The 13,795-nt window shown below is 67.0% G+C and carries 11 protein-coding genes; 5 read left to right on the top strand and 6 right to left on the bottom strand.

The features are described from left to right. The first annotated feature begins 24 nt into the window (after positions 1-24). From tssK to tssA, 3 genes are read left to right on the top strand one after another with little or no spacing between them, the layout of a single operon-like run. Positions 25-1,371, top strand: coding sequence for a type VI secretion system baseplate subunit TssK (tssK, locus tag CY658_RS32140; RefSeq protein ID WP_062481129.1), 1,347 nt, complete (start codon positions 25-27; stop codon positions 1,369-1,371). Positions 1,372-1,399: 28 nt separating this feature from the next. Next, a complete protein-coding gene (icmH, locus tag CY658_RS32135; RefSeq protein ID WP_180839105.1) occupies positions 1,400-2,182 on the top strand; it encodes a type IVB secretion system protein IcmH/DotU in 783 nt (260 codons plus the stop codon). Continuing rightward, the gene (gene tssA, locus CY658_RS32130) at positions 2,179-3,336 is read left to right on the top strand and encodes a type VI secretion system protein TssA (protein WP_101494021.1); all 1,158 of its coding nucleotides are present in this window, start codon (positions 2,179-2,181) and stop codon (positions 3,334-3,336) included. Before icmH ends, tssA begins: the two co-directional genes overlap by 4 nt. Positions 3,337-3,404: 68 nt before the next feature. On the opposite strand, the gene CY658_RS32125 is transcribed toward tssA, so the two are convergent. The 6 genes from CY658_RS32125 to CY658_RS32100 all read right to left on the bottom strand — a co-directional run bounded on the left by CY658_RS32125 (position 3,405) and on the right by CY658_RS32100 (position 11,884). After that, positions 3,405-4,247 (bottom strand): OmpA family protein, encoded by an 843-nt coding sequence (locus tag CY658_RS32125; RefSeq protein WP_101494020.1) that lies wholly within the window; start codon positions 4,245-4,247, stop codon positions 3,405-3,407. A 7-nt stretch (positions 4,248-4,254) separates the two neighbouring features. Next, entirely contained in the window at positions 4,255-5,238 is a 984-nt protein-coding gene (gene tagF / locus CY658_RS32120; RefSeq protein WP_101494019.1) for a type VI secretion system-associated protein TagF, read from the bottom strand. Next, positions 5,235-9,095 carry a type VI secretion system membrane subunit TssM gene (tssM, locus tag CY658_RS32115; protein ID WP_257885046.1) on the bottom strand — a complete coding sequence of 1,287 codons (3,861 nt, stop codon included), beginning with the start codon at positions 9,093-9,095 and terminating at the stop codon, positions 5,235-5,237. The genes tagF and tssM overlap by 4 nt, the downstream gene beginning before the upstream one ends. 24 nt (positions 9,096-9,119) lie before the next feature. Then, positions 9,120-10,592, bottom strand: a complete 1,473-nt coding sequence (locus CY658_RS32110) for a hypothetical protein (protein WP_101494018.1) — start codon at positions 10,590-10,592, stop codon at positions 9,120-9,122. A gap of 96 nt (positions 10,593-10,688) precedes the next feature. Beyond that, complete coding sequence (locus CY658_RS32105) at positions 10,689-10,982, bottom strand: PAAR domain-containing protein (RefSeq protein WP_099793860.1); 294 nt, start codon at positions 10,980-10,982, stop codon at positions 10,689-10,691. 59 nt (positions 10,983-11,041) lie between these two features. Next, positions 11,042-11,884, bottom strand: a complete 843-nt coding sequence (locus CY658_RS32100; RefSeq protein WP_101494017.1) for a M15 family metallopeptidase — start codon at positions 11,882-11,884, stop codon at positions 11,042-11,044. 160 nt (positions 11,885-12,044) lie between these two features. Between CY658_RS32100 and CY658_RS32095 the strand changes: the two genes are divergently transcribed. Further along, a complete protein-coding gene (locus CY658_RS32095) occupies positions 12,045-12,869 on the top strand; it encodes a hypothetical protein (protein WP_143713834.1) in 825 nt (274 codons plus the stop codon). 25 nt (positions 12,870-12,894) lie between these two features. Then, the coding region (locus CY658_RS32090) for a type VI secretion system Vgr family protein (RefSeq protein WP_143713833.1) at positions 12,895-13,795 on the top strand (901 nt) is incomplete at its 3' end.

The following is a 13,795-nucleotide window of genomic DNA, read 5'->3' as shown; positions in this document are numbered from 1 at the left end:
AAAATTGAGGGGAGTTGATCCGACGTGAGCTATGCAGCCAAGGTCCTCTGGGGAGAGGGCTTGTTTCTACGCCCCCAGCACTTCCAGCGCCAAGACGCGTACCACGAGGCGCGCCTGCGCGCCACGGCGCAGACGCTGCATCCGTACTTCTGGGGCGTGCGCTCCATCAGCTTCGACCTCGATGCGCTGGCCAGCGGCATGCTGCGCGCTTCGCAGCTGTCGCTGGTGTTCCCCGACGGCGAACCCTACGCGGCGCCGCAGGCCGATGCGCTGCCGCCGCCCATCTCGCTGGACACGCTGAGCCCGGGCCAGAACGAGATCACCTTCTACCTGGTGCTGCACCCGGTGAAGGAACTCGGCAAGAACTACACCGACCCCAACGAGGAAGGCTTTGCCGCGCGCTACACCAGCGACGCGACGCAGTCGCTCGACCTGTACACCAACGCCGTCAGCGCCGAGGTGGTGTTCCTGCGCAAGAGCGTGAAGCTGCTGGCCGACACCGAGCCGCGCGAGCAGTTCGTGTCGATCCCGGTGATCCGCATCCGTCGCACCGCCGCAGGCGGCTTTGAAATCGACCGCAGCTTCGTGCCGCCGTGCACCAGCATCGACGCCTCGCCCACCGTGTTCCAGCAGCTGCGCCGGCTGCTCGACGTGCTGCAGGCCAAGGTCAATTCGCTGTACGGCATTCACCGTGAGCCGAGCAAGAACATCATCGAGTTCCGCTCGGGCGACATCGCCTCGTTCTGGCTGCTGCACACGGCCAACTCGGCCTTCGCGTCGCTCTCGCACCTGTTCCATCACCCGTCGCTGCACCCGGAGCGGCTGTTCCAGGAGCTGCTGAGCCTGGCCGGCGCGCTGATGACGTTTGCCAAGACCTACTCGCTGAACGACCTGCCGGTGTACGACCACGAGAAGCCGGGCCCGGCCTTCGCCGAGCTCGACCGCATCGTGCGCGACCTGCTCGACACCGTCATCTCCACGCGCTACTTCGCCATTGCGCTCACCGAGACGCGCAACGCCTTCTACCTGGGCCGCCTCGATTCCGGAAAGATCGACGAGAAGACCGTGTTCTACATGTCGGTCACCGCCAGCATGCCGGCCGCCGAACTGGCCGAGGTGGTGCCGCAGCGCTTCAAGATCGGCGCACCCGAAGACGTCGACAAGCTCGTGCTCTCGGCCATGCCGGGCGTGCGCATCGTCTATGCGCCGCAGGTGCCGCCGGCCATTCCGATCCGCGCGGGCGCCTGCTACTTTTCCATCGACAGCAAGAGCCAGCTGTACGACCGCATGCTGCAGGCGCAGAGCGTCACCATCTACGCGCCGGCCGGCATCCCCGACATGCAACTCGAACTGATCGCCGTGACCGGCTGATCCGCCTGATCGTATGAACACCACCACCCTGAACAAGGCCCCTTCCCTGCTGGGCGGCGACGCGCCGCCCGCGTCGTTCACGCCCGCGGGCGTGGCGCCCGACGCCGACTCGAGCCTGCTCGACCTGCTGTACGACGGCTTCGTGATGCTGTTCCTGCTGAAGAAAAAGCAGCAGCCCGCCACCACCGAGCAGTTCCTCACGGGCATCCGCAACTACCTGGGCGAGTTCGAGCGCAACGCGCGCAAGCTCGACGCCACGGCCGAGCAGATCCACGCGGCCAAGTACGCCTTCTGCGCCACGGTCGACGAGTTCGTGCTCTCGGCGCCCGAGTTCGCGATTCGCTCCGAGTGGGAGCGCCGGCCGCTGCAGCTCACGCTGTTCGGCGACCAGCTCGCAGGCGAGAACTTCTTCAACATGCTCGAGGTCGAGCGGGCGCACGGCGCCGCGCGCATCCAGACGCTCGAGGTGTTCTACATGTGCCTGCTGCTGGGCTTCCAGGGCAAGTACGCCATCGACGGCACCGAGAAGCTGGCCTACCTCACGGCGCGCGTGGGCGACGAGATTGCCAACGCGCGCGGCAAGCGCACGCCGTTCGCGCCGCACTGGCCGCTGCCCGACCTCATCTCGCACTCGCTCAAGCGCGAGGCGCCGCAGTGGGTGGTGGCCGCGCTGTTCGCGCTCATCGGCCTGCTGGGCTTCGTCGGCCTCTCGGCGCACCTGGGCAGCACCACGCAGGGCGCGCTCGCGAGCTACCAGGACATCGTGAAGCTCGGCCCGCGCCAGGCCAACCTGACGATCTCGCTGCCATGACGGCCGCGACGAACCGCCTCGACCTCGCGGCCCTGCTGGCCCCGATCTCGGAGGCCCAGCCTTGCGGCGAGGACATGCTGTTCTCGCGCGAGTTCGACGCCATCCAGGAGGCGCGCAAGCACGACGACCCCTCGCTCGAACAAGGCGAATGGGTCATCGAGCTGAAGGAGGCCAACTGGCCCTTCGTGATCGCCGAGTGCGACAAGCTGCTGCGCGCATCCACCAAAGACCTGCGGCTGACCGTGTGGCTCACCGATGCACTGGCCAGCCAGCGCGGCTTCGAAGGGCTGGCCGACGGTTATCGCCTGCTCATCGGCCTGTGCCGCCAGTACTGGGACGAACTGCATCCGCAGCCCGAGGGCGGCGACATCGAGATGCGGATCGGCACCGTCACCTGGCTGATCTCGCGTTCGGTCGAGCTGCTGCAGCGCGCACCCATCGTGAGCGACGGCAGCACCGGCCACAGTGCGCTGGTCTGGGAGACCGCACTGGCGCTCGACCAGGCCATCCGCCGCACGCCGGCGCAGGCCGACGAACTGCAGCGCAACAAGGTGACGGTCGACCAGTTCGACCGCCTGCGCCGCGCCACGCCCGCGAAGTTCTTGCAGAAGACGCACCGCGACGTGCACGCCTGCGAGCAGGCACTGGCCGAGTTCGAGGCCGTGTTCGACGAACGCACCGCCTCCAACGGCCCGAGCTTTCGCGCCGCCAAGGACGCGGCCACGGCCATCCGCCAGACCGTCGAGCGCTTTGCGCGCGAGGCCGGCGTGCCGATCGACAACGGCGCGCCGCAGCCGACCACTGCCGCTGCACCGGCCGCCAGTGCACCGACGGCCCCGTCCCGCATCGAACCCGTCTTCGACGCCGCCATGCCCCATTCGCCCCCGATCTACCACGCGGTCGCGCACGCGCCCGCCGCGCAGCCGCCCGGCATCCACAGCCGCGCGCAGGCCATTGCGCAGCTCAAGGAAGTGGCGGCGTATTTCGAGCAGACCGAGCCTTCGAGCCCGGCCGCCTACATGGCGAACAAGGCCGCGCGCTGGGCCGACATGCCGCTGCATGCCTGGCTGCGCAACGTGATCAAGAACGAGCAGGAGCTGGCCCAGCTGGTGGACCTGCTCGATCTGCCGAAGGGCGACGACGAGTCGCGCTGACGGCGCATGACGGCGCATGACGGCGCGCTGAGCGACAGAAGAGAGGCCCGCGTCGCGGGCCTTTTTCGTTAGCGTCCCACCCGGAACTCGATGCGCCGGTTGCGCGAACGCCCCTCGTCGGTCGCGTTGCTCGCCACGGGCTGATCAGGGCCCACGCCCGAGGTCGTGAGCGTCATCGGATCGATGCCCTTGCCCACCAGGTAGCCCTTGACCGATTCGGCGCGCGACTGGCTCAGCGCCAGGTTCGACGTGCGATTGCCGGCGTTGTCGGTGTGCCCCACCACCGCCACCGACTTGTTCGTGAGCTTCTGCAGGATGGGCGCCATCTCGTCGAGGATGGCGCGGCCCTTGCTGGTGAGCGTGGCGCTGCCCAGCTCGAACTCGATGGTGCGGTTGCCCAGCACCTGGTCGACCGCGATCTGCTCCGACACGGGCACGCGCAGGCTGTTCTTGATGGTGTAGGTCGGGTTGAGCGCGTTCGCCATGTCGCTCACGATCTTCTGGCGCAGCGCCTCGTTGCCGACCTCGCCGCTCAGCGCCATCTGCGTGCCCTCGATCTGGAACTGGCCGCGGTGGATGTCCTTGAGCGAAGGCGTGATCAGCCGCTGCACGTTGGCGGCCCAGTTGGCCGGCATGCTGACGGTGCTCACCACCTCGATCTTGTCGATCACGCCGCTGGGCCCGTAGATGCGGCGCAGCGCCTCGATGACGGCGGCGCGCGTGGCTTCGTCGGGCACCTGCCCCCCGGCCACGACCGGCTCGCCCTTCCCGACGGCCGCGGCCGTGGTCTCGACGCGCGCGGCGGTGGCGCCTGCGGCCGGTTGTTGCTGTGGTTGCTGGGCCTGCACGGCCGGCACGAGCGCGAGCCCGCAGGCCATGGACAGCACGAGAACGCGCAAAGAACAATTCATGACCGTGTCATTCCCCGATGAAGACTTCGCGAAAGGCGGTGAGCACGATGTCCAGCGGCAGCTGCGGCTGGTCGAGGTAGCTCACCAGCTTGAACATCGCGTAGTTGCTGTGGATGGTGTCCTCGACCCACTCCGGGTTGTCGATGTCGATGTTGTGCTCGGTGTAGACCTGCGGATGCAGCACGCTCTGCAGGCTGCGCGGCGACAGGCCGTTGAAGCCGATCACCAGCCGCGAGCGGCCGTCGATCTCGGTGACCAGCAGCACCAGCTCGAAGTCAGCCTTGGCCAAGAACTGCGACACCATCTCGAGCCAGAAGGTGGCAATCAGCGAGCGATCGACCGGGTCGCGCGGCAGCGGCAGCGTGAGCCCCTTGTCCAGGTGCGACACGGCGCTGGCCATCACCGGCTGCAGCAGCAAACCCAGCGCCAGGATGGCGCGGCGCAGCGACACCTTGTGGCCGTCGAAGTTGAGCATCTGCTCGATGCGCAGCAGGCTGGTGTCGCGCGTGAAGGCCGCATAGGTGGCGCGCGAGGCCGACTTCTTGAAGCCGGTCTCGATGGCCGGGTCGATGGCCTCGAACTTCTTCAGCTCGCTGTCCAGGTCGGTGCCGGCCGCCAGCGACTGCACCTGCACCGCCATGCGGTCCCAGTAGGGGCCGACCAGCATCGGCGCACCGCGCATGAAGTCGAGCGCCTCGTCGACGTCCACCGAGGTGGCCGCCAGGAACGGGTAGCGGCGCGACGATTCGTCGCGGCTGGCGCGCAGGTGCCCCGCAATGGCCACGCGGCTGCGCGAGCCCAGGCACACGAAGTGCATCGGGGCCGCGTTGTCGTAGATCAGCTTCCAGCGCGGGTCTTCCGACAGCATCTCCATGGTCTGCGACAGCCAGTGGTCGAACACCTTGATGAGCTGCGGGTTGTACAGGCCCTTCACGAAGTCGCCGCGACCGGGCAACTTGCCGAAGTAGCACAGCTGTTGTGGCGCGCTCATCTTGCTGCTCCCCCTGCCTGCACCGGCACTTGCGCCGGCGCCTGAACTGCCGCTGCTGCGCGCGGCACACCAATCTCTGCGACCGTCGGCGGCAACACCGTGCCGCGCAGCCCCTTGCCTTGCGGCGAATCGCCGCCCGAACCGGCCGACTGCGTGTTCTGGATCACACGCAGCTTGACGGTCACGCTCGCGTTGTCGCGCGCCCACGTGAGCTCGAAACTGCCGTCGGGCAACTTCGTGCGCTGCGCGGTGCTGAGCAGCCGCTCCAGGCCGAAGTTGCCCGGCTCGTTGATCAGCTCGACCGTGCGCCCGTCGAAGGTGACGGCCGTGATCTTCGCGCCCGGCGTTCCCTGCGCGTTGGGCCAGACGAAGTTGGACCACTGCGGCGGCGTGTTGCGGTAGCGCAGCTGCTGGCCGTCGATTTCGACCATGTATTCCGTCAGGCCCGATACGGGCTGCGGCAGGATCTGGAACAGCGTCTGCGGCTGCGCGCTGCCACCAGCCCCGGCCGCGGCACCGCCCGACAGCGGCGCCACCCACTGCGCAAAGCCGTTCACGAAATCGGGGCTCAGCGTGAGGCCCTGGTCGCCCCAGGCGCGCGGCGACAACAGGTCGCCGCGGCGGATCACCAGCGAGCCCAGCGTGGTCGTCACGAACTTGCCGATGGCGCCTTCAGGTCCGAAGAACTGCGCGATCTCCGCCGGCGAGGCTTCGATCTTCGCGCTCGCCGAGAACGGGTACTTGGTGGCCAGCGACTGCTGGAACGGCTGGTGCACCTGCGCGCTCCAGATCTTGTTGACCTCCACCGCCGTCGGCTGCACCGTCACCGCGTACGCCTGCAGCAGCGGCCGCACGAGCAGCGGGCGCAGCGCCTGGCGCTGCGCGGCGTCCATGCCGGTGAGCATCTGCTCGTCGACGTACTTGAGCGCGTCGGCCAGTTCGGAGCCATTGCCCTCCAGCGTCTGCTGCATGAGCTGGCGCGCGCCCGGTCCGGGGTCGCCCTGGTTCTTGATCTGGTTGAAGCGCCCGCGCAACTTGGACAGCGTGCCCAGGTAGCCGCGCAGCAGCGAGGTGTTGTCGCGCTCGACCACCAGGCGCGCCACGCCTGCGAACTCGCGGCCGATCGGGCCCATCGGGATTTCCGTGGCGCCACCGTTGAGGTCGACGTTCACGTTGACCTGCGACGGCGTGGCGCGGCTGAAGAGGCGCTTGAACCAGTTGAAGGCCCCGGTGCGCGCCTGCTGCAGGCCGGCGTTGACCAGCGAGGGGTTGTCCCACGAGGTCTGGTCGTACACCGTGTCGAAGACCTTGCGGATCGGCGAGTTCTGCGGATCGCCGAGCTGGTTCATCGCCACCACGGCCTGCTCGAAGCTGCCCATGTCCTTCACCGCGATGCCCTGCAGGAAGCGCTGCCACTCCTTGGCGTACTCCAGCTTGTACATGGTGGCCAGCGTCTTGCGGATCTGCTCCGGGCTGCCTTCGAGCGTCAGGTCGTCGTTGCCGGCAACGTTGAGCACCCAGTCCTTGCTCGAGGTTTCCTTGTTCGCGGCGTCGCGGATCGCGTCGTCCACGTACTGCTGCCAGGCCTCGCGCGTGAACGCGCCCGAGATGGCGACGCTGCCGGCGAGCGTGCCTTCGCTCTCGGCACTGCTCGCCGTGGCCCCGAGGATGCGTGCCACGGTCATCGGCGCGAAGCGCGTCGAGGCGCGCGCCTTGATCTCGGCGTACACGCGTTCGCGCGCCGGCATGCCGCGCACCACGCGGCGCAGGTTGTCGCGCGTCTGCTCGACCAGCGCCAGGTTGGTGTCGGCCAGCGCGGGCCAGTTGTCGTCGCCCACGCGGCGCAGGTAGAAAGTGATCATGCGCTCGGCGTCACGGATGACCGCCGCGCGCGGCATGTCGCCGCGGTTGCTCTCGAGCCAGCCGCGCCAGAAGCGCGAGATCTGGTCGGTGAGGTGCGCCGTTTCCACCTGCCGCTTGTCGGACAGCATGAGGTAGGTCTTGAGCGCGTTGTAGGCGTCCTGCACGTCGGCCGGCGAAGAGCCGGCATACAGGCCGCCGCCTTCCGGCGCTGCGGCGGGTGCGGTGGTGGTCGCAGCACCGGCGACCGGCAACGGCGCGGGCGCCGTGCCGCCCGTCAGCGCGGCCACCGCATCAGCGCGCTTCAGGCGGTCGGGGTGCGCGTTGACGTCGCGCAGAAAGGCCTGCAGGTTGTCCGACACCGGCGCGAGCATGAGTTGCTTCACGCCGCCGTAATACTCGGCGACGAGCTTGTCTTCGAGCTGGTTGCCCTGGTACAGGCCCAGCGACAGCGACAGCGGCCGGTCGTTGCGAAATTTCTCGAGCTGCTCAATGCGATCCTGCAGGATGTTCAGCGCCTCGAAGCGCGTGCGCAGGCCGTTGTCGCTGGCCTGCAGCTTGACCACCTTGTCCAGGTCGGCCTGCACGTTCTCCACCAACTGCCGGTTGCCGAGGTACGACCAGGTCCAACCACCGAGCAGGAGGCCCAGCACGGCGACGAACGCAAAGAAGCTCACGTAGCGCACGCGCGCCTTCACGGGGCTGGAGAACTGCCGCACCGTCTTCTTGTCGGCAAAGATCACCTTGGAGAACAGGTCGCGCAGGAAGAACCCGTTCTGGGAATAGATTTCCTTCGACTTGGTGGCCGCGTTGCTCAGCGTGAGCCCGAAGCGCTTGGCGATGCGCTCGGTCGACAGGCTGCGCATCGTGCCCTCTTGCAAGGCGCTGGTGAAGTAGAAGCCGCGGAACACCGGCTTGTGCTGGAAGGGGTTGCTCTCGAACAGCGTGGCCAGGAAGGCGCGCAGCGCGGGCTTGATGGCCGCGAACTCGAGCGGAAAGATCAGCAACTCGGGCGACGGGTCGCTGCTGCGGTGGTTCGCGAAGTGCGAGACGCTGATTTCCTTCAGGCCCATGTAGAGCTCGTCGAAGCGCTTGTCGAACAGCGCCACGGCGTCCTGCTTCTCGTCGCCGTCGTAGGGCAGCGAGGCGCCCCACACGCGGTCGCGCTCCATCTTGTCGCTGTCGCCGAAAAACTCGGCAAAGCCGGTGATCAGGTCGGCCTTGGTGAACATCACGTACACCGGCGCGAACACCTCGAGCCGCTCGGTGAGTTCCTGCATGCGCTGGCGCAGGTTCTTCGCAAGCTGAATAGCGAAGTCGGGCCGGCTGCCGATCAGCTCGGGAATGCTGGCCGTGATGATGATGCCGTTGATGGGCGCCTTCGGCCGGTACTTCTTGAGCAGGTCCAGAAAGCCGAACCACTCCTTGCGGTCTTCCTGGTGAATGGAATAACGGCCCGCGGTGTCGAGCACGATGCCTTCGGTGGTGAAGAACCAGTCGCAGTTGCGTGTGCCGCCGATGCCCTGGATCACCGCATTGCCCTTGTCGGCGAACGGAAACTGCAGGCCCGAGTTCAGGATGGCGCTGCTCTTGCCCGCCGCCGGGTTGCCGATGACCATGTACCAGGGCAGCTCGTACAGCGCTTCGCTGCCCGACATCTGCCCGATCTTCGAGGTCTTGATGGTCTTGACGGCCTCGACCATGCGCCCGCGCAGCTCGTCGATCTCGGCCTTGCGCTCGGGGTCGCTGTCGCGCACGGCCGCGTCGGCCTGGTCCTCGAGCATGTCGCCGAGCTTGCGGTTGGCCGCGCGCGTGCGCATGCGCCGCACGAACCACACGAGCAGCCACAACAACAGCAGCACCACGAAGATGCCGACAGCCCAGATCGCGCCGACTTCGAGCGTCTGTGCCCCGAGCAGCAGGAACGCGCCGAGCGCGATGGCGCCGATCACCGACAAGGTGCGCGGATCGGCCAGGAAACTGAAGAATCGCCGCATAGAAGTTTCTGGAATCGGTCCTGTTTAAGTAGCGGGTGACGCGGGGCTCGCCGGGCCGGCCAGCAAGGCCGTTCGGGCGTGCGCGTCCTGCACGGAAATGGCGAGCACATGCCGGACTTCGCGCGCGGCCAGGTGGCACGCGAGCACGACGGCGCTCATGTCGGCCGCGGCCCCCAGATGACCCAGGGTGGCGCAAACGGACAGGTTGTTTTCAAACGGCACATGGGGCAGGCGCTCCTGCACGAGGCTGGCCACTTCGGTGACGCGGCTGGTGCGGTGGTCGGCATCGCTCACGACCCAGTCGATCTGGGCGGTCTCGAGGGCCGCGCTCGCCAGCAGGCGCTGCGCGAACAGATCGAGCAGGCTCGCATCGGGCGTGCGCGCCGTGTCGGCGGATGCTTCGCGCTGGCCGCTGGCGCTGCGCGACAGCCGCACGGCCTGGGCCGGTGCCAGCAGTGCATCGTCGGCGCGCACGAGCAGCAGGCCCGCGGCGGCTTCGCCGGGCACGCGGCCCTTGCGGCGCGTGGCGGTGTACAGCAGGCCTTCAGCCTCCCATCGCGCGATGCTGGCCTCGGACACCGAGGAGTCGGCCGCCAGCGCGATCCACAGTGCGGGCCGCTGCTCGCGATGCAGCGACAGGCTGATGCGGTCGAGCAGCGCCATGGCGGACACGCCGTCTTCACTCTTGAAGCAGTCGACATGCCAGCGCTGCGACGCATCGCCCTCGCGCACGCGCTGCTGCACCCACTGCGTGGCGATCACGCGTTCGCTCTCGCTCCATGCGCCTGGCAACAGCAGCGAGAGGCTCAGTTGCGGCGCCGCCGCCGGCCCCGGAATGACGCCGCCGCTGGACACGAAGCGCCCGGGTGCGCGCACCGAGAGCGCATCGCCGGCGTTCGCGATCGCCTCGGCCGCGGAACCCAGCAGCTCCTGCAGCACATCCGACATGAGCTGGATGGCGCGCAGCCGGTCGTCGGGCAGCGCATCGACATCGAAAGCTTCGCCCGCGGGTTGCAGGCTTTCGCGCAGGTGCTCGCGCAGTTCGTTCTCGTCGATGCCTTCGATGCGGCCCGCGATGACAGGGAAGCCTTCACCGTCGCGCAGTTCGGGCACCAGCTCGGGCGTCTGCGCCTGGCCGATCGCTGTGGCCACCGTGTCGGCATCGCTGCCGCGGGGTGTGCGAAGGGCGAAGGCGAGCACCGCCATCTGTAGGCGCTCTTGCGAGGCGTCGGGCGCTGCGGCATTCGATGAGGCGGCGCCGCCTGCGGCCACTGTTGCGCCAGCCACGGGCAGCGCAGCAGTGGGTGCGGCCGTGAAGATGCGGCGCAGCACGATATAGAAGAGCATCAACGCGAGCGGCAGCACCACGAGGTACAGCACGATGTCGCTCGTGCTCGGCATGCGCGCCGTGTACTGCCAATAGACGATCACGAGCACCCACACCGTGATGAACACGGCGCAGGCCAGGAGCACGGGCTTGATCAGTCGCGACAGCATCAGGAGTTTGCGAACGCCTGGGTCACGCGACGGCGATGGCCCACGCGGTCGCGCGACCGCATGCCATGCCTGCAGCCGTAGAAGCGAGCGCCGCCGTCATTCGGACGCGGATGCGATCTGGCTGGACAGCAACCTGCAGCCGCAGGCCGCCCGGTCGCCGTGGCGCGCCACGCGGCGGCCGTCGAGCGTGACGCAGTCGCTGCCTGTCACGATGGGGTTGATGCCATGGCCGGGCCGTGGGCACGACACCATGTCGCCGATGCGCGCCACGCGCCGGTCGTCGATGCTTGTGTTTTCGGACGCAGTGATCACGAAGCCGCCGTGGTCGGTCTTGTCATGCAGAACGATCCACGGCCGATCGTTGTCGGCGTCGGGTTGATCCTCACCCATTTGAACTCCCCCCTTGATTGCCTCGTGGTGTGCTGATGCGACAGGTGTCGCCTCGGCATTCAGTTGCGTGACAATTTAAATCCCGGCTTGCGGTACTCCACGTGACCGTAGTCCCTGAAGGACCATCGACCACCCCAGACCAAGCCCACGGACTCGGCCGCTTCGCCATAGAGGCGATAGCCTTCCATGGCCCATGGATCTTTTTCAGAGATCACCAGCTTGCCATTGCGATAGAACGCGTTGTCTGCCGCAAGTCCATACTGATGATAGCTTTGATTCGCCTTCGCCATGGTCACTGTATTGCCCAATGCAGCGAGTTTGGCTTGTCGTTCGGGGCTGCGATAACCCTCGAGCAATGCGAGGTCGTAGCCGTGCTTTTCTTTCATGATCTTGTAGACGAGCAGCAAACGATTACGAAAGTCCACATCGAGAGCAGCCCAGTCCCGACTGCCTTCTTTCGTGAGCGGACGAATCTGCTCGACCTCTGCAGTGGCAAACACCTCGGGCGGCAACGGCTGCGGCGGCACCAGCTGCTCGCCCTGCAGCAACGCCTCGATTTTCGGATCGCTTGTGGCGGCCCAGTCGTCGAAGAAGAGCACACGGCCACTTCCGAAAGTCACACTTAACAACACCGGCACGATAAGCAGACCCATGCCCGACAGCAACAAGTAGCGATGCCTTACGGCAAAAGTACGCACTCCTGAGCCGCTGTCGCGCATCAACTGAAAACTTGCTTCGGACACAAAACCGAGGCGGTGTCCTATTCCAATAAAAAAGAATGCAATTGCAGTAAAAACCGCGACCGTCGCTCGCAACACACGGTCACGAAAAGAAGGGAACAAGAAGATGGCAAGTGCTGCCACCATCAAGGCAAAATAACAAAAGAGAGTGAAGAAGATCAACGGTGTTCAATGAGAGCGACTCAATTGTATGAGTCGCTCCAAAATTTGAACCCATCGCACGCAACGCCTTGTTGCATCCCAATTGCGATATCGCGTTGATCGCGCCACATAAAGCCGAGGGGAGAAATCACATGCCCGCAGCCAGCCGGACCACCCATCCATGATGGGCGCGTCAGACGCCCACAAGGACCGACCGAGCCTGCTCGGTTCGAACGCACCCACCACGGCCACATCGACTGCCGCACCTGGAGGCGAGTCCACGCGTGTGCTCGCACAGTTCGGTGGCCGCGAGAGTGGCGCGCGTTCCTTCTTTGCACGGCCTGGCGTGTGGGCTTCGGTCGCGGTGCTGGTCGGCGTGGCGGGTGCCACGACTTACCACCTGCAATCGAAGCGTGCGGATGCATCTACGGCCGTTGCGACAGTGGCGCCTGCGCCGGTGGCCGCGCCCGTCGCGGTGGAACCACCGAAGCCCGACGCACCCGTCGCAGCCGCTGCGCCAGAGCCGACGCCTGCGCGCATCATCGAAGGCGACAGCGCACCGCAGCCATTGCAGCAGCCACAACAACAGCAACCGGCCTCCACGCCGTTCGCGGCGATCGGTGCGCAGCCCATGGCCGTGCCGCCGACCACGAAGCCCGCGCGCGTGGCAGCTGCGTCGCCTGCGAAAAAATCAGGTGCTGACAGCAAGACCAACGTCGCCGCGAAGAAGCAGCCGGAGCGCATCGCGTCGGGTTCGAAGAAGCCCGTGCGCACGGCGGCGAACGGCAAGCCCGTCGTCAAGACCGCCGCCAATAGCAGCAAGGCAACCAAGTCCGCGACGCGTGCCAACCTCACCCAAACAGCGGCACGGCCGAAGGGGCCCGATCCCGACACCGATCTGCTGACCGCACTGCTCAAGCGCAGCAAGACGTCCGACCCCGCACCGTCGGCGCAGGCCACCGCCGCAACGGCGGACTGCAAGCCGGGCGCACCTTGCAAACCTTGAGCATCCGACCCTGAGCGAATTCCCGATGCCTTCCGCTGACCGCAGCGCCCTGTGGGCCGAGCTGAGCCAGACGGCGCGGCTCTACCGCCTCGAAGCGCCGAGCGCTGCTTCATCTTCTTCGTCGACCGCGCGCGAGAGCATCGACGCTCTGCGCGTGGAAGGCTGGGTGCAGCGCGAGGCGGTGTCGCAGCTGTTCGAGCTGCGCATCGTGTGCCTGAGCCTGCGCGCGGACCTGGCGCTGTCTTCGCTGATCGACCAGCCGCTCACATTGATCACTGTGCTGGCCGATGGCTCTCTCAGCCGACGCACCGGATTGATCCGCGCCGTCGAGTCGCTGGGCTCCGACGGCGGCCTGGCCCGCTACCGCCTGACGCTCGTGCCCTGGCTCTGGCTGGCCACTCAGCAAGGCCGCAGCCAGGTCTTCCAGCAGCGCAGCGTCGCAGACATCATCGAACGCGTGCTCGCCCCGTATGCGGATGCGGGCAGCTGGGCCTTCTCCTCTGAAGTGAACGGCTTCCTCGCCGATGCGCCCGTGCGCACCTACTGCACCCAGTACCGAGAGAGCGACTTCGACTTCTTCTCGCGCCTGCTGGCCGAAGAAGGCCTGGCTTGGCGCATCGAGGAAGACGCCAAGGCGCCGATGGGCCACAAGCTCGTGATCTTTTCGTCGAACGACACCCAGCCCGCCGATGCCGGCTCGCCCGTTCGCTTTCACCGCAAGAGCTCGCAGGAGCGCAGCGATGCCGTGCAGGCACTGGTGCGCCGCATGCGCCAGTCGGTCGCGCAGGTGCACCTGAGCGCCTGGAACGTCGACGGCAAGCGCCAGCTCACAGGCAGCGCGCCGGCGCGCTTTCCGGTTGGCGGCAAGAACGCCCCGCGCCTGGAGTACGACGACGTGCTCGGCCTGAACGACCGCAGCCGCGGCT

The sequence above is a fragment of the Variovorax sp. RO1 genome, assembly GCF_002849325.1.
Taxonomy (GTDB): Bacteria; Pseudomonadota; Gammaproteobacteria; order Burkholderiales; family Burkholderiaceae_C; genus Variovorax.
This window is presented reverse-complemented; position numbering and strand designations above follow the sequence as displayed.

What these genes read in the sequence shown, in the direction of transcription:
- CY658_RS32110 (WP_101494018.1), bottom strand. Translation starts at nt 10,592, where the DNA reads ATGCTGTCGCGACTGATCAAGCCCGTGCTCCTGGCCTGCGCCGTGTTC.
- tssM (WP_257885046.1), bottom strand. Translation starts at nt 9,095, where the DNA reads ATGCGGCGATTCTTCAGTTTCCTGGCCGATCCGCGCACCTTGTCGGTG.
- tagF (WP_101494019.1), bottom strand. Translation starts at nt 5,238, where the DNA reads ATGAGCGCGCCACAACAGCTGTGCTACTTCGGCAAGTTGCCCGGTCGC.
- CY658_RS32125 (WP_101494020.1), bottom strand. Translation starts at nt 4,247, where the DNA reads ATGAATTGTTCTTTGCGCGTTCTCGTGCTGTCCATGGCCTGCGGGCTC.
- CY658_RS32105 (WP_099793860.1), bottom strand. Translation starts at nt 10,982, where the DNA reads ATGGGTGAGGATCAACCCGACGCCGACAACGATCGGCCGTGGATCGTT.
- tssA (WP_101494021.1), top strand. Translation starts at nt 2,179, where the DNA reads ATGACGGCCGCGACGAACCGCCTCGACCTCGCGGCCCTGCTGGCCCCG.
- CY658_RS32095 (WP_143713834.1), top strand. Translation starts at nt 12,045, where the DNA reads ATGATGGGCGCGTCAGACGCCCACAAGGACCGACCGAGCCTGCTCGGT.